Origin of the sequence: Streptomyces sp. NPDC002476, from assembly GCF_042889785.1 — a bacterium.
Lineage (GTDB): Bacteria > Actinomycetota > Actinomycetes > Streptomycetales > Streptomycetaceae > Streptomyces.
In genome coordinates this window covers 148,151-163,780 of the sequence record NZ_JBIARH010000001.1, presented here as the reverse complement: position 1 = coordinate 163,780, position 15,630 = coordinate 148,151, and the positions used below count along the sequence as shown (strand labels likewise).

9 protein-coding genes and 1 pseudogene are annotated in these 15,630 nt (G+C 73.0%); 4 read left to right on the top strand and 6 right to left on the bottom strand.

The genetic code is table 11. The features are described from left to right. Positions 1-66: 66 nt before the first annotated feature. On the bottom strand, positions 67-1,281 hold the full coding sequence (locus ACFYXM_RS00670) for an ADP-ribosylglycohydrolase family protein (RefSeq protein WP_389285919.1): 1,215 nt from the start codon (positions 1,279-1,281) through the stop codon (positions 67-69). Positions 1,282-1,737: 456 nt separating this feature from the next. Next, a pseudogene (locus ACFYXM_RS00665) lies at positions 1,738-2,817 on the bottom strand (ADP-ribosylglycohydrolase family protein); the annotation flags it as partial. A 262-nt stretch (positions 2,818-3,079) separates the two neighbouring features. On the opposite strand from ACFYXM_RS00665, the gene ACFYXM_RS00660 reads away from it, so the two are divergent. From ACFYXM_RS00660 to ACFYXM_RS00650, 3 genes are all read left to right on the top strand, one after another. Continuing rightward, positions 3,080-3,814: a VIT1/CCC1 transporter family protein gene (locus ACFYXM_RS00660; RefSeq protein ID WP_389285526.1), complete on the top strand. Its 735-nt coding sequence runs from the start codon at positions 3,080-3,082 to the stop codon at positions 3,812-3,814. 575 nt (positions 3,815-4,389) lie between these two features. Beyond that, on the top strand, positions 4,390-9,036 hold the full coding sequence (gene gltB, locus ACFYXM_RS00655) for a glutamate synthase large subunit (protein WP_389285524.1): 4,647 nt from the start codon (positions 4,390-4,392) through the stop codon (positions 9,034-9,036). After that, the gene (locus ACFYXM_RS00650; RefSeq protein WP_389285522.1) at positions 9,029-10,507 is read left to right on the top strand and encodes a glutamate synthase subunit beta; all 1,479 of its coding nucleotides are present in this window, start codon (positions 9,029-9,031) and stop codon (positions 10,505-10,507) included. The genes gltB and ACFYXM_RS00650 overlap by 8 nt, the downstream gene beginning before the upstream one ends. Positions 10,508-10,737: 230 nt before the next feature. Here the strand turns inward: ACFYXM_RS00650 and ACFYXM_RS00645 are convergent, their stop codons facing one another. Further along, positions 10,738-11,661, bottom strand: a complete 924-nt coding sequence (locus ACFYXM_RS00645) for a rhomboid family intramembrane serine protease (RefSeq protein ID WP_389285917.1) — start codon at positions 11,659-11,661, stop codon at positions 10,738-10,740. A 225-nt stretch (positions 11,662-11,886) separates the two neighbouring features. Here ACFYXM_RS00645 and ACFYXM_RS00640 point away from each other — a divergent pair, with 225 nt between their 5' ends. Further along, positions 11,887-12,393, top strand: coding sequence for a pyridoxamine 5'-phosphate oxidase family protein (locus ACFYXM_RS00640; RefSeq protein WP_389285520.1), 507 nt, complete (start codon positions 11,887-11,889; stop codon positions 12,391-12,393). A gap of 13 nt (positions 12,394-12,406) precedes the next feature. On the opposite strand, the gene ACFYXM_RS00635 is transcribed toward ACFYXM_RS00640, so the two are convergent. Genes ACFYXM_RS00635 through ACFYXM_RS00625 form a run of 3 tightly spaced genes read right to left on the bottom strand, consistent with a single transcriptional unit; the run spans position 12,407 to position 15,575 of the window. Further along, complete coding sequence (locus ACFYXM_RS00635) at positions 12,407-13,438, bottom strand: acyl-CoA dehydrogenase family protein (RefSeq protein WP_389285518.1); 1,032 nt, start codon at positions 13,436-13,438, stop codon at positions 12,407-12,409. Continuing rightward, positions 13,438-14,583 (bottom strand): acyl-CoA dehydrogenase family protein, encoded by a 1,146-nt coding sequence (locus ACFYXM_RS00630; protein ID WP_389285516.1) that lies wholly within the window; start codon positions 14,581-14,583, stop codon positions 13,438-13,440. The genes ACFYXM_RS00635 and ACFYXM_RS00630 overlap by 1 nt, the downstream gene beginning before the upstream one ends. Further along, entirely contained in the window at positions 14,583-15,575 is a 993-nt protein-coding gene (locus ACFYXM_RS00625; RefSeq protein ID WP_389285514.1) for an enoyl-CoA hydratase, read from the bottom strand. The genes ACFYXM_RS00630 and ACFYXM_RS00625 overlap by 1 nt, the downstream gene beginning before the upstream one ends. Between the last annotated feature and the right edge of the window lie 55 nt (positions 15,576-15,630).

The following is a 15,630-nucleotide window of genomic DNA, read 5'->3' as shown; positions in this document are numbered from 1 at the left end:
GTCCGGTGGGCCGGTCCGGTGGCCGGCCCGGTGAGTGCGTCGTCGGAGGGCGTCCCGGTGCGGCGCTCAGCGGGAGCGGGTGCCGTGGCTCCCGCTCCGGACCCCGGTGCCGTCACGGCCTTCGTGGACGCCGGGAAGGTCATGGGCCTCGGGAACGCCGGGAACGTCATGTGCGAATTGTCCACCCGGGGGCCTCGGTTCCGTGTCTGCCAGCAGCCCGGCGAGTTCGACGAGATCGGTCCCCGCGAGCCGGGGCAGCGCGCATCCGGCGAGGGTGCGGCACGCCTCGCGCCATCCGTCCGGTACGGCGTCGATGCCGCCGAGCGCACCGGTCAGCGCACCGGCCAGGGCGGGCGCGGAGTCGGCCACCCGCGACAGGCACGCCGCCGCGGGGACGGCCTCGGCGATCCGGCCGCGCGCGGCGGTGGCCAGGGCGAGGGCGACCGGGACGGTCTCGGCGGCGGCGATCCCGTAGCTGTAGACGTGGTCGACGATCTGGTGCTCCAGCACCGGTACGAGGGAGAACACTCCCGCCTCCTCGCCGACGAAACCGCGCGCGATCCGGACGGCGTGGGCGGCGTTGCGGGCGATCTCCGTGCCGTCGGGGAGCTGCGCGAGCGCGGCGTCCACCGCCCCGTCCACGTCCGTGCCGCCCAGTGCCGAGGCGATCGCGGCGGCCATGGCGCGGGCACCGTGCACCCCGTCGCCGTCCTGGGTGTAGCGGGCGTCGAACTCGGCGAGGCCGGCCGCGGCGGCCGGGTCCCCCGGGTGGGCGGCGGCGAGGACGGCGGCCCGTACACAGGCCGCGTCGTCGAAGTAGTGCGGGTTGTCGTGGCCGGTGGCGGGCGGGCGCAGTCCGGCGGCGAGATTTCCGAGCCCGGCCCGCACCGAGATCCGGGCCCGCAGCGGGAGCACCGCCGACTCGACCTCGGGGGCGCGGGCGGCGGCCTCGGCGACCTCGGCGGCCAGCGCGTTCCAGGCGATGTCGACGGCGGCGCGCAGCCGTCGCCCCGGGGACAGCCCGTGCGGCGGGCCGGCCGCCGACGCGAGCACGGTCCCGGCGGCGAACGCCGCCCATTCGGCGTCGTCGGAGGGGCCGAGCCGCAGGGGTTCGGGCGGCTGATTGAGCGCGATGGGGACGGGCAGCGTGGTCGTGGCGTTCTGCTCGGCGAAGGTGTCGAGCTCACGGGTGAGGCGACGGGTCCACTCGGGCATCCGGGCCGCCCGGTGCCGCGCGGCCGGCCAGCCCGCGGCGTCCCCCGCGGCGAGCCCGAGCAGCAGCCCCTCGACCCGGGCGCGGTGCCCGGGAGCGCGCCCGGACCCGGTCCGGTACGGGGCGACCGGGGCGTCGTGCTCGGTCCGGGCGTCGTGCGGCGGCGGTGCCGGGGGCCGGGGCGGGGGTGGGGGCGTGTCCGGGCGGGTGGTGGCGAACGGGGCGGGTGCGGCGTCCGGCCGGTCCGTCCCGGGGGCCGCGCCCGCTTCCGCGTGGGTCGTGTCGGTGGTCGTGCGGGGCGTGTCTGCCGCCGTGCGGGGTGTGTCGGCTTCGGTGCGGGGTGTGTCGCCGGTCGCATGGGACCTCTCGGCGGTCGCGGGGGCCGTACCGACTCCGGTGCGGGTCGTGCCTGCCCTTGTGCGCGGCGTGCCGCCGGTCGCGGGGGGTGCGACCGGGCGGGGGGTGTGCGCCCCGTCCGGTGCGCGGGGCGCGTCCCGTCGGGCACCGCCCACTGCCTCGTTCTCCCGTACGGTGCCGGGCGGCTCCCCGGCGCCTTTCTCGTGCGCCGCGTCCGGCGGGGTGAGGAGTTCCGCGACCTCCAGGACGTGGTGGCCCCGCATCGACGGCAGACAGCTGCCCCGGACCGGGCCGATCGCCTCCGCCCAGGGCCGGGGGATCGCGGACGCCCCGTTCAGCGCACCGGCCAGGGCGCCCGCCACCGCGGCCGTGGTGTCCGCGTCCCGGCCCATGTTGACGGCGGTCAGCACCGCCGTACGGAAGTCGCCGCGCGCCGCCGCGAACGCGCCGAAGGCCAGGCCGACCGCCTCGGGCGCCAGGTCCGTCCACGGGTAGCCGCCGACGACCACCGCGGAACGCACCGCCCGCTCCATGGTCAGCCGGTCGGGGTACGCGTGCTGCGCGGCTGTCACCGCGCGCCGCAGCGAGCGCGCCGTCCACGAGTCCATGGGGACGACGGACAGCGCGGCGGCGATCACCGGGACGACCCCGGCGCCCGCCATCGCGGCTGCCACCCCCGCGGCCACCGCCTGGCCCCCATAAATGCCCTCCCCGTCATGGCTGACCTGCCCGTCCACCGCGACCAGCCGCGCCGCCTCGTCCGGCCGGCCCGCCGCGAAGACGCCGAAGGGCGCGGCCCGCATCGCCAGCCCGTCGCTCCAGGCGTGCCGGTGCTGGGCGGAGATCGGGGCGGCGAGGCCCCGGCGGAGGTTCTCCAGCGTGCCCCGTTCGCTGAACCCGGCGCCCTGGAACGGCCCCTCGTCGAGATCGGCGATCCACAGGTGCCAGGCCCGCTCCACATGGGTCACGGTCAGCGCCGAACCGTGCCGGGCGAGCAGCAGACCGGAGAAGATCGCGTACTCCGTGTCGTCCGTGCCCGCCGGGTCGTCCCGCACGAAGCCCTCGATACGGCCCCAGCGACGACGGATCTCGGACGGCCGGAGGTTCTCCGCGGGTGCGCCCAGAGCGTCACCGACCGCGAGACCGAGCAGACAGCCGCGGGCCCGGTCGGACCGGTCGACGCGGGGCCCCTCGCCGGGGATGCCCCGCGCCCGCGTCCGCGCCGGACCTCCTGAAGTCGAATCCATCGTGCGCCGACCCTTCGCTCGTACCGGACCGGTTCTGGTACTTGATCGATCTGTGCCACATCACGAACCGACAAAGGCTGACATCCAAGACAAAAGGTCCAGTCGGGTGAGGGGGTCCGGACAGCAAGGAAGGCCGTACTTACTCGGTCACTCAGGGTGGTAAGTACGGCCTTCCTTGCTGGCGGGAGCCATTTTTCGTGCGTATTTTCGATGGTGCTGGGCGGGGTGGAGCACATGAACCCCCTGCCGGAAGGGGAGAATCGTGGCCATCATCGAGACCGACGCCGTACTGCACGAGGCGCACCGCGACAACCACACCCACCGCGACGTGAACGGTGGCTGGCTGCGCCCGGCGGTCTTCGGCGCGATGGACGGCCTGGTCTCCAACCTCGCGCTGATGACCGGGGTCGCGGGGGGTGCCGTCTCCCAGCAGACGATCGTGATCACCGGTCTCGCGGGTCTCGCCGCGGGCGCGTTCTCCATGGCGGCCGGTGAGTACACCTCCGTCGCCTCGCAGCGCGAGCTGGTCGAGGCGGAGCTGGACGTCGAGCGGCGCGAGCTGCGCAAGCACCCCAAGGACGAGGAGCGGGAGCTCGCCGCGCTGTACGAGGCCCGGGGTGTCGAGCCGGGGCTCGCCCGCGAGGTGGCGCGGCAGTTGTCGCGCGACCCCGAGCAGGCCCTGGAGATCCACGCCCGCGAGGAGCTCGGCGTCGATCCCGGCGACCTGCCCTCACCGCTCGTCGCCGCCGTGTCGTCCTTCGGTTCGTTCGCGCTGGGCGCCCTGCTGCCGGTGCTGCCGTATCTGCTGGGGGCGAGCGCGCTGTGGCCGGCCGTGCTGCTGGCGCTGATCGGACTGTTCGCCTGTGGTGCGGTGGTGGCCAGGGTGACGGCGCGCAACTGGCTGTACAGCGGGCTGCGTCAGCTGGCGCTGGGCGGGGCCGCCGCGGCGGTCACCTACGGTCTGGGCACGCTGTTCGGGGTGGCCGTCGGCGGCTGACGGGTCCTCGGGCGTCAAGGAGACCGGGAACGGAAGGGGCGGGCGCTCATGCCCGCCCCTTCGGCGTGCGGCGTGCGGCGTGGGAACCGTTCGGCGTCGGGAGGTGCAGGCCCGGCGTCCGGCGTACGGGCCGTTCGTCGCCCGGTACGAGGCCGTCCGCCGCGGACCCGGTCGGCCGTCCTCCGTCCGTGCGACCGGCTTCGGCCGGTCGTGTGATGTACGTCCTGAGAGCCGACTCTGGGCGGGAAGGCTCCGCCCGGCGTAAAATCGTCCTCCACGACAGAGCTGCTCATCAGCAGCCGTTACCCGGCGGTTTCGTTTTCTCCGCCGCCGGGCAAGAGCCGTAGACACCGCGGGCAACGACGCCTCCTCTCTGCGGTCCCCCTTCCGGGTGCCGATCTCCGACTGCGACACAGCCCCCTCATCGCGTCATCCCATATCACCTGATGTCCGCATGTTGGAATGAGCTTTTCGCGTCTTGAGAAGCGCCCCATTATGTGACCTGCACGCACTTTCGCAGAGGGCCAACGTCGTCCCTCGGCACACCACATGCCACGACGACGACGGGAGAGCCCATGCGTACCGACGCCTGGTCGCCCATGGACGGTCGCCCCGCCCGGCAGGGGCTGTACGACCCCCGTGACGAACACGATGCCTGCGGTGTCGGGTTCGTGGCCACCCTCACCGGTGTGGCCGGCCATGAGCTGGTCGAACAGGCGCTGACCGTACTGCGCAACCTCGAACACCGCGGTGCCACCGGATCCGAGCCCGACTCCGGCGACGGCGCCGGGATCCTGCTCCAGGTGCCGGACACCTTCCTGCGCGAGGTGGTCGCCTTCGACCTCCCCGAGGCCGGTGCGTACGCCGTCGGCATCGCCTTCCTCCCGGCGGGGGAGTCCGCCGAGGCCCTCCGGAAGCTGGAGAAGATCGCCGCCGAGGAGGGCCTGACGGTCCTCGGCCAGCGCGAGGTCCCGGTCGCTCCCGGTATCCTCGGCAAGGGCGCCCGCGCGACCATGCCCGAGTTCTGCCAGTTCTTCGTCACGGACGGCGAGTCCACCGGCATCGCACTCGACCGCAAGGCGTTCGTGCTGCGCAAGCGCGCCGAGCGGGAGGCCGGGGTGTACTTCCCCTCTCTCTCCGCCCGGACCATCGTCTACAAGGGCATGCTCACCACCGGGCAGCTGGAGCCGTTCTTCCCCGACCTCTCCGACCGCCGCCTCGCCACCGCCGTCGCCCTGGTCCACTCGCGGTTCTCCACGAACACCTTCCCGAGCTGGCCGCTGGCCCACCCGTACCGCTTCGTCGCGCACAACGGCGAGATCAACACCGTCAAGGGCAACCGCAACTGGATGCGCGCCCGCGAGTCGCAGCTGGCCTCCGGCCTGTTCGGCTCTGCCGACCGTGGGCACAGTGGCTCCGCCGACCGTGGGCACAGTGGCTCCGCCGACCGTGGGCACGGTGACTCCGCGCGGCTCGACCGGATCTTCCCCGTCTGCACCCCCGACGCCTCCGACTCCGCCTCCTTCGACGAGGTCCTGGAACTGCTCCACCTCGGCGGCCGCTCGCTGCCGCACGCGGTGCTGATGATGGTCCCCGAGGCGTGGGAGAGCCCCGAGGCCACCCACACCATGGACGCCGGCCGCCGTGCCTTCTACCAGTACCACTCCACGATGATGGAGCCCTGGGACGGCCCGGCCTGTGTCACCTTCACCGACGGCACCCAGGTCGGCGCGGTCCTCGACCGCAACGGGCTGCGCCCCGGACGCTACTGGGTCACCGACGACGGACTCGTCGTGCTCTCCTCCGAGGTCGGCGTCCTGGACATCGACCCCGCGAAGGTGGTCCGCAAGGGCCGCCTCCAGCCGGGCCGGATGTTCCTCGTCGACACGGCCGAGGGCCGCATCATCGAGGACGACGAGATCAAGGCGTCGCTGGCCGCCGAGCACCCCTACCAGGAATGGCTGGAGGCCGGGGTCATCGAGCTCGGGGACCTTCCGGAGCGCGAGCACATCGTGCACACGCACGCCTCCGTCACCCGCCGCCAGCAGACCTTCGGCTACACCGAGGAGGAACTGCGCGTCATCCTCGCGCCGATGGCCCGCACCGGCGGCGAGCCGCTGGGCTCCATGGGCACGGACTCGCCGATCGCCGCCCTGTCCGAGCGCCCCCGGCTGCTCTTCGACTACTTCACCCAGCTGTTCGCCCAGGTCACCAACCCGCCGCTGGACGCCATCCGCGAGGAACTCGTCACCTCGCTGCGCTCCTCGCTCGGCCCCCAGGGCAACCTCCTGGAACCGACCGCCGCGTCCTGCCGCAGCGTCACGCTGCCGTTCCCGGTGATCGACAACGACGAGCTGGCCAAGCTGATACACATCAACGCCGACGGCGACATGCCGGGCATGAAGGCCGCCACGCTCTCCGGGCTCTACCGGGTCGCCGACGGCGCCGAGGCCCTGGCGGCACGGATCGAGCGGATCTGCGCCGAGGTCGACGCCGCCATCGTGGACGGTGCCCGCCTCGTCGTCCTGTCCGACCGGCACTCCGACGCCGAGCACGCGCCGATCCCGTCGCTGCTGCTCACCTCGGCCGTCCACCACCACCTCATCCGCACCAAGCAGCGCACCCAGGTGGGGCTGCTGGTCGAGGCGGGGGACGTCCGCGAGGTCCACCACGTCGCGCTGCTGATCGGGTACGGGGCCGCCGCCGTCAACCCGTACCTGGCGATGGAGTCCGTCGAGGACCTGGTCCGCGCCGGTACGTTCATCGAGGGCGTCGAGTCCGAGAAGGCCATCCGCAACCTGATCCACGCGCTCGGCAAGGGCGTCCTGAAGGTCATGTCCAAGATGGGCATCTCCACGGTCGCCTCCTACCGGGGCGCCCAGGTCTTCGAGGCCGTCGGCCTGGACGAGGACTTCGTCACGAAGTACTTCGACGGCACCGCCACCAAGATCGGCGGCGCGGGCCTCGACGTCGTCGCCCGCGAGGTCGCCGCCCGCCACGCCAAGGCGTACCCGGCCTCCGGCATCTCCCCCTCGCACCGCGCGCTGGAGATCGGCGGCGAGTACCAGTGGCGCCGCGAGGGCGAACCGCACCTGTTCGACCCGGAGACCGTCTTCCGCCTCCAGCACGCCACCCGCACCAAGCGCTACGACATCTTCAAGAAGTACACCGACCGCGTGAACGAGCAGTCCGAGCGCCTGATGACGCTCCGCGGCCTGTTCGCCTTCGCGCCGGACCGCGCGCCGATCCCCGTCGACGAGGTCGAGCCCGTCTCCGAGATCGTCAAGCGGTTCTCCACCGGCGCCATGTCGTACGGATCGATCTCCCGCGAGGCGCACGAGACCCTCGCCATCGCCATGAACCGGCTGGGTGGCAAGTCCAACACCGGCGAGGGCGGCGAGGACCCCGAGCGCCTCCACGACCCGGAGCGCCGCTCGGCCATCAAGCAGGTCGCCTCCGGCCGCTTCGGTGTGACCAGCGAGTACCTGGTCAACGCGGACGACATCCAGATCAAGATGGCCCAGGGCGCCAAGCCCGGCGAGGGCGGCCAGCTGCCCGGCCACAAGGTCTACCCGTGGGTCGCGAAGACCCGGCACTCGACCCCGGGCGTCGGGCTGATCTCGCCGCCGCCGCACCACGACATCTACTCCATCGAGGACCTGGCCCAGCTGATCCACGACCTCAAGAACGCCAACCCGGCGGCCCGCATCCACGTGAAGCTGGTCTCCGAGGTCGGGGTCGGCACGGTCGCCGCCGGTGTCTCCAAGGCGCACGCGGACGTCGTCCTGGTCTCCGGCCACGACGGGGGAACGGGCGCCTCCCCGCTCACCTCCCTGAAGCACGCGGGCGGCCCCTGGGAGCTCGGCCTGGCCGAGACCCAGCAGACCCTGCTTCTCAACGGCCTGCGCGACCGGATCGTCGTACAGACCGACGGCCAGCTGAAGACCGGCCGCGACGTCGTCATCGCCGCGCTGCTGGGCGCCGAGGAGTTCGGTTTCGCGACCGCGCCGCTCGTCGTCTCCGGCTGCGTCATGATGCGCGTCTGCCATCTGGACACCTGCCCGGTCGGCATCGCCACCCAGAACCCGGTGCTGCGTGACCGCTTCTCCGGCAAGGCCGAGTACGTCGTCAACTTCTTCGAGTTCATCGCCCAGGAGGTCCGCGAACTCCTTGCCGGGCTGGGCTTCCGCTCGATCGAGGAGGCCGTCGGCCACGCCGAACTCCTCGACACCGACCGCGCGGTCGGGCACTGGAAGGCACAGGGCCTCGACCTGGCCCCCCTCTTCCACGTCCCCGAACTGCCCGAGGGCGCCGTCCGCCACCGGCGCGTCGAGCAGGACCACGGCCTCGCCAAGGCCCTCGACAACGAGCTGATCCGGCTGGCCGCCGACGCCCTCGACGCGGACAGCGCCGAGAACGCCCAGCCGGTGCGGGCCCAGCTCCCGATCCGCAACATCAACCGCACCGTCGGCACCATGCTCGGCCACGAGGTGACGAAGAGGTTCGGCGGCGGTCTGCCCGAGAACACCATCGACCTCACCTTCACCGGCTCGGCCGGCCAGTCCTTCGGCGCGTTCCTGCCCCGTGGCGTGACCCTGCGGCTGGAGGGCGACGCCAACGACTACGTCGGCAAGGGCCTCTCCGGCGGACGGATCGTCGTCCGCCCCGACCGGAGCGCCGACCACCTCGCCGAGTACTCCACCATCGCGGGCAACACCCTCGCCTACGGCGCCACCGGCGGCGAGATGTTCCTGCGCGGCCGGACCGGTGAGCGGTTCTGCGTCCGCAACTCCGGTGCGACCGTCGTCTCCGAGGGCGTGGGCGACCACGGCTGCGAGTACATGACCGGCGGCCACGCCGTGGTCCTCGGCGAGACCGGACGCAACTTCGCCGCGGGCATGTCGGGCGGTGTCGCCTACGTCGTCGACCTCGACCGCGACCACGTCAACGCCGGCAACCACGGCGCGATCGAGGAGCTCCTCGACACCGACCGGCAGTGGCTGCACGACGTGGTGCGCCGCCACCACGAGGAGACCGGCTCCACGGTCGCCGAGAAGCTGCTCGCCGAGTGGGACAGCGCCGACGGCGGCGCCTCCCGCTTCAGCAAGATCATCCCGTCCGCCTACAAGGCCGTGCTCGCCGCCAAGGACGCCGCTGAGCTCGCCGGTCTCTCCGAACAGGAGACCACCGAGAAGATGATGGAGGCGGCGATTCATGGCTGACCCCAAGGGCTTCCTGACCACCGGGCGCGAGGTCGCCGAGCCCCGTCCCGTGGCCGAGCGCGTCAAGGACTGGAACGAGGTCCACGTCCCCGGCTCGCTGCTCCCGATCATCAGCAAGCAGGCCGGCCGCTGCATGGACTGCGGTATCCCGTTCTGCCACAACGGCTGCCCGCTCGGAAACCTCATCCCCGAGTGGAACGACTACGCCTACCGCGAGGACTGGACGGCCGCGTCCGAGCGCCTGCACGCCACGAACAACTTCCCGGAGTTCACCGGGCGGCTCTGCCCGGCGCCGTGCGAGTCGGCGTGCGTGCTCGGCATCAACCAGCCGGCCGTCACCATCAAGAACGTCGAGGTCTCCATCATCGACAAGGCGTGGGGCAACGGAGACGTCACCCCGCAGCCGCCCGAGCGGCTCTCCGGCAAGACCGTCGCCGTGATCGGTTCGGGCCCGGCGGGTCTCGCCGCCGCCCAGCAGCTGACCCGGGCCGGTCACACCGTCGCCGTCTTCGAGCGCGCGGACCGCTTGGGGGGGCTCCTCCGGTACGGCATCCCCGAGTTCAAGATGGAGAAGTCGCACATCAACCGCCGCATCGAGCAGATGCGCGCGGAGGGCACCAAGTTCCGTACGGAGGTGGAGATCGGCCGCGACATCGACGCCGCGGGGCTCCGCCGCCGCTACGACGCGGTCGTCATCGCCGCCGGTGCCACCGTCTCCCGCGACCTGCCCGTCCCGGGCCGTGAGCTGAACGGCGTGCACTTCGCGATGGAGTACCTGCCGCTCGCGAACAAGGTGCAGGAGGGCGACCTGACGGTCTCCCCGATCAGCGCCGAGGGCAAGCACGTCGTCGTCATCGGCGGCGGCGACACCGGTGCCGACTGTGTCGGCACCGCCCACCGCCAGGGCGCGCTGTCCGTCACCCAGCTGGAGATCATGCCGAGGCCGGGCGAGGAACGGAACACCGACCAGCCCTGGCCGACGTTCCCCATGCTCTACAAGGTCACCTCCGCGCACGAGGAGGGCGGCGAGAGGGTGTACTCCGTCTCCACCACCCACTTCGAGGGCTCCGCTCCCGAAGCGGGACAGACCGTCGGCAACGTCCAGGCCCTGCACCTGGTCGAGGTGGAGTTCAAGGACGGCAGGCCGGCGCCGAAGCCCGGCACCGAGCGGCGGATCCCCGCCCAGCTGGTCACCCTGGCCATGGGCTTCACCGGCACCGACCGCTCCAACGGCCTGGTCCAGCAGTTCGGCGTGGAGCTCGACGAGCGCGGCAACGTCGCGCGCGACGCGGACTTCGCCACCAACGTCGACGGGGTCTTCGTCGCCGGTGACGCGGGGCGCGGCCAGTCGCTCATCGTGTGGGCCATCGCCGAGGGCCGTTCCGCGGCGCGCGGTGTGGACCGCTACCTGACCGGTGCCAGCGCCCTGCCGGCCCCGATCCGCCCGACGGACCGCACCCTGGCGGTCTGATCACCCCGAGGGTGTCCCGTACAACGGCGTACGGAACCGAACGCGGCGTCCGCCTGTCCCCGACCCGGACCATCGGCGGGCGCCGCGGCGTGCCCGGGACGCCCGGCGCCGTACGCGGGTGTGTCCCGGTGCGGGGGGCGGTACGTCCCCGGGGCGGGCGGGCGGCGCGGTGCGTCGGAGGTGGCCGCCGTGCCTCGTGTGCCGCTGCCGCGAACGGGCCGCGGCCCGGCTCACTCCAGCAGCGCGGACGTCTTGAGCACCACCAGCAGCGCCAGCACGGCGAGCAGCACCACGCACGCGGCGGCCTGGACCGCCGTACGGCCCTTCGCCGGGGCGTACGCGTACGCGACCGTGACGACGCCACCGGTCAGCAGCCCGCCCAAGTGCCCCTGCCACGAGGTGAATCCGGCCGAGATCAGCATCCAGAGAAGGAACCCGGCCATGAACCGGTTGACCGCCCGCATGTCGCGGCCCAGGCGCCGGTTGATGACGTAGAACGCCGCCCCGAGACCGAAGACCGCGCCCGAGGCCCCCACCGTGCCGTCGAACGGCGCGATCAGATACACCAGCACCGAACCGCCCAGCGCCGACAGCAGATACAGCGCCAGATACCGGGCCCGGCCCAGCTGCTCCTCGACGACCCGGCCCAGGTTCCACAGCGCGTACATGTTGAAGACGATGTGCAGGATCCCGAAGGGCAGCGCGCCGAACGACGCCCCGGCCGGCGGGAGATGCAGGAACGCCCCGGTCAGCAGCCGGTACCACTCCCCGTCCACCACCCCGATCACGTCGAAGCCGGTGAAGTCGCCGTTCTCGTAGAGGTACTGGCTCCCGTCGGGGGCGGTCAGCCCGGCGCCCAGCATCGCGAACCGGTCGACGATCTCCGGACGGACCGACTCGCCCAGATACGCGAGGACGTTGAGGCCGATCAGCACATACGTCACGAGCGGCACGGCGGTCCTCGACACCACACCGCCGAACACCGTACGGGCCTGCCGGATCGACCGCTGCCCCTCCTTCACGCACTCCACGCACTGGTGGCCGACGGCCGCCTCCCGCATGCAGTCGGGGCAGATGAACCGTTCGCAGCGGACGCAGCTCACATACGTCTCGTAGGACGGATGACGGAAGCAGGTGGTGGCCGCGGCATCCACGGCGGGCTCCTCACGGTGGGCGGACATGAAGCGGCCGGTGGGGGCGGCGGCGATCAAAATAGCGAACGGCCGCCGACGGGGGTGCGCGAGGGTGTCCCAAGGTCGTCGCGCGCCCGGCCGGGGACGACGGCCCAGGCGGCCTGCCGGGCGAATACCCGGGGAATCCGGTCGAAGGCCCTGGGAAAACGGACAGAGGATGTCGGGTTTCCCGGATTTCCTGTCCCCATGACATCGACCTCACGGAATTCCTGGGCGGCGTTCGAGGCCGCCCACCCCGCCTTCGCCGACACTGTTCGGAGCCGCTTCGGGCTGTACCGGCACCATGTCCTGGCCACCCTCCGCAAGGACGGTGCGCCGCGCGTCACCGGACTGGAGGTGGACTTCCGCTTCGGCGAGCTGCTGCTCGGCATGATGCCCGACTCGCGCAAGGCGCTGGACCTGCTGCGCGATCCGCGCTTCGCCGTGCAGGCCAATCCGGGGCCGGACGCGGAGCTGGCGGACGGCGACGTCCGGGTCTCCGGCCGGGCGGTGGAGGCGACCGACCCCGCGTTCCTGGCCCGCTTCACCGAGGAGGCGAAACCGCCGGAGCCGTTCCAGCTCTTCCGCGCGGAACTGGGCGAGGTGGTCCTGACCAACCTGGACTCCGGCGAAATGGTGCTGCGGGTGTGGCGGCCCGGTGCGCCGGTGCGCACCATCCACCGGCCCGCCGACGGCACCCCGTACGAGACCTGACCGTCCGGGCCGCTCAGGCTTCTCCCATCGCTCCCCGCGGCGCGCGGGAGGAGTCCGCGAGCCCCGCCAGCACCCGCGCCCGGCAGGCCCCCGGCGTCCCCCAGGCGTCCCGCAACGGACGCGCCTTGCGCAGCCACAGCGACAGGTCGAGCTCCTGCGTGTAGCCCACCGCGCCGTGCAGTTGCAGCGCCGCGCGCGCCGCCGCGTACCCCGCCTCGCCCGCGCTCACCTTGGCCGCCGCCACCTGGGCGTCGGCGTCCGGCGCCCCCTCGGCGAGCGCGAGCGCGGCCCCGTACAGCAGCGGACGGGCGAACTCCAGCCCGGTCAGCACGTCCGCGAGCCGGTGCTTGACCGCCTGGAAGGACCCGATGGCCGTGCCGAACTGGGAACGCCGCTTCACGTGATCGACCGTGGCCCCGAGCAGAGCCTCGCCCGTACCCAGCGCCTGCGCCGCCGTCGCGAACGCCGCCCACCGCCCCGCCCGCGCCGCCGCCCGCACCACCCCGGGCCCGGACGCCAGGACGTCTCCGCCCGGCGGGGGGCTCAGCAGCCGCCGGGCCGGGTCCGACGACGGCGAGAGCGCCCCCGGACCCGGCGCCGACCACAACACGTCACCGGTCACCGTGAACACGGCGTCCACCGCGTCCGCGTCCAGCGCGTACGGTCCGTACCCGTCCATCCGCAACGTCGCCGACGCCGTGCCGGACGCCAGACGCGGCAGCCATTCCTTCGCCGCCGCGCCCCCCACGCCCGCCAGCAGCACCCCCGCCGCGACCGTCTCCGCCACCGGCCCCGGTGCCGCGTGCCGCCCCAGCTCGGTGAAGGCGACGGCCAGTTCGACCGGGAGCGGCCCCACGCCCCCGTACTCCTCCGGTATCGCCAGCGCGAACACCCCGGCCTCCGCCAGGCGCGCCCACAGCGCCCGCCCCGGCCCGAAGTCCCCCGCGGCCCAGGCCCGTACCACCGACGGGGTACCGGCCGCCGTCAGCATCGCGTCCAGCGAGCGGGCGAAGTCCCGTTGCTCGTCGTCGAGGAGGAAACGCATCAGCGCCGTCCCTTCGGCAGGCCCAGCAGACGCTCGGCGATGATGTCGCGCTGGATCTCGTTGGTGCCCGCGTAGATGGGGCCGGCGAGCGAGAAGACGTATCCCTCGGCCCACGCGGAGTCCGCCCGCTCCGCGTCCGGTCCCAGCAGATCGAGCGCCGTCTCGTGCAGCGCGATGTCGTACTCGGACCAGAACACCTTGTTGAGGCTCGATTCGGCGCCGACGGCCGTCCCCGCCGCGAACCGTGACGCGCCCGCGCAGGTGAACAGCTGGTACGCGCGCGCCCCGATCACCGCGTCCGCCACCCGGTCGCGCAGCGCGGAGTCCGACGGGTCGCCCCGGTCGAGCCACAGCGCGGCCAGCCGGTCCGCGGCGGCCAGGAAGCGGCCGGGGGAGCGGAGCGTCAGCCCCCGCTCGGCGCCCGTCGCCGCCATGGCGATGCGCCAGCCCTGCCCCGGCTCCCCGATGACGTCCTCGTCCGGCACGAACACCTCGTCCAGGAAGAGTTCGGCGAAGGCCGGTTTGCCGTCCAGCCGGCCGATCGGACGCACCGTCACCCCCGGTGCCGCCAGGTCGAACATCAGATACGTCAGCCCGTGGTGCGGCTTCGCGGCCCCCGGGTCCGTACGGAAGATGCCGAACGCCCGGTCCGCGAACGCCGCCCGCGAGGACCAGGTCTTCTGCCCCGACAGCAGCCAGCCGCCCTCCGTGCGCACCGCCCGCGACCGCAGCGACGCCAGGTCCGAGCCCGCCTCCGGCTCGGACCACGCCTGCGCCCAGATCACCTCGCCGCTCGCCATCGACGGCAGGATCCGGGCCCGCTGCTCCTCGGTGCCGTGGTCGAAGAGGGTCGGGGCCAGCAGATTGATGCCGTTCTGCGAGACCCGGCCGGGGGCGCCGGCCGCGTAGTACTCCTCCTCGAAGGCCAGCCAGTGGAAGAGGCCGAGGCCCCGCCCGCCGTACGCGCGCGGCCAGGAGACGACCGACCAGCGGTCCGCGTGCAGCCGAGCCTCCCACTCCCGGTGCGCGGCGAAGCCCTCGGCGGTCTCCAGCGACGGCAGCGGCTCGTCGGGCACGTGGGCCCGCAGCCATGCCCGGGACTCGGCCCGGAACGCCTCCTCGTCGGCGGTGTACGACAGGTCCATCAGCCCTCCGCCCGTCCCGCCGCGCCCGCCCGTCCCCTCGTCCCCGCCGGGTCCGGCGGTTCCGCGTTCCCCGCCCGCTTCATCGAGGCGACGTCCATGCCGCCGAGCGGGTCCGCCGCCGTCTCCGCGTTGTGCGCGTGCGCCAGGTGGTGCAGTCCGAAGACCGAGTCGAGGCCGGTGTGCAGCCCCTGGAGATCCTCGGCCTGGTTGACCGCGCGCTTGGTGAGCGCCAGCCCCAGACGCGGCATCCGCGCGATCCGGAGGGCCAGCTCCTCGGTGGCGGCGGCGAGTCCGTCGCGCGCCACCACCTTGTTCACCATGCCGATCTCGTAGGCGCGGCGGGCGCTCATCCGGTCGCCGGTGTACAGGAACTCCTTGGCGATCCGGGGCGGCATCACCCACGGGTGCGCGAAGTACTCGACACCGGGGATGCCCATCCGGACCACCGGATCGGCGAAGAAGGCGTCCTCGCTCGCCACGATCAGGTCACAGACCCAGGCGAGCATCAGCCCGCCCGCCACGCACGCCCCGTGGACGGCGGCGACGACCGGCTTCGGCAGTTCGCGCCAGCGCCTGCACATGCCGAGATACACCTCCGACTCGCGGGCGAAGCGGCTCTCCGCGCCCGCCTTGTCGGAGTGGTCCCACCACAGCCCCGCCCGGCGCCGGAACGGCAGGTGGGCGTCGCGCCCGGGGGAGCCGATGTCGTGGCCCGCCGAGAAGTGGTCCCCGGCACCGCCCAGCACGACGACCTTCACCTCGGAGTCCTCGGCGGCCCGGTAGAACGCGGCGTCCAGGGCGTAGGTCATCGCCGAGTTCTGCGCGTTGCGGTAGCGCGGGCGGTTCAGCGTCACGTACGCGACGGGGCCCCGTCGCTCGTACAGCACAACCTCGTCGGTGTCGGTGTCGGTGTCGGTGTCGGTGTCGGTGCCGGTCCGGCCGTCGGTGCCGGTGTGGGGACGACCGGCGGACGTGTCGTGGGCATCGGGCATCGGCTCATCCTTCCCTAACAAGTGTTTGGTAGGTTAACGTACGGGCTGGGCACCG

Excerpts from the sequence above, each read along its gene's own strand:
- gltB (WP_389285524.1), top strand. The coding sequence starts at position 4,390 with ATGCGTACCGACGCCTGGTCGCCCATGGACGGTCGCCCCGCCCGGCAG.
- ACFYXM_RS00650 (WP_389285522.1), top strand. The coding sequence starts at position 9,029 with ATGGCTGACCCCAAGGGCTTCCTGACCACCGGGCGCGAGGTCGCCGAG.
- ACFYXM_RS00640 (WP_389285520.1), top strand. The coding sequence starts at position 11,887 with ATGACATCGACCTCACGGAATTCCTGGGCGGCGTTCGAGGCCGCCCAC.
- ACFYXM_RS00635 (WP_389285518.1), bottom strand. The coding sequence starts at position 13,438 with ATGCGTTTCCTCCTCGACGACGAGCAACGGGACTTCGCCCGCTCGCTG.
- ACFYXM_RS00630 (WP_389285516.1), bottom strand. The coding sequence starts at position 14,583 with ATGGACCTGTCGTACACCGCCGACGAGGAGGCGTTCCGGGCCGAGTCC.
- ACFYXM_RS00625 (WP_389285514.1), bottom strand. The coding sequence starts at position 15,575 with ATGCCCGATGCCCACGACACGTCCGCCGGTCGTCCCCACACCGGCACC.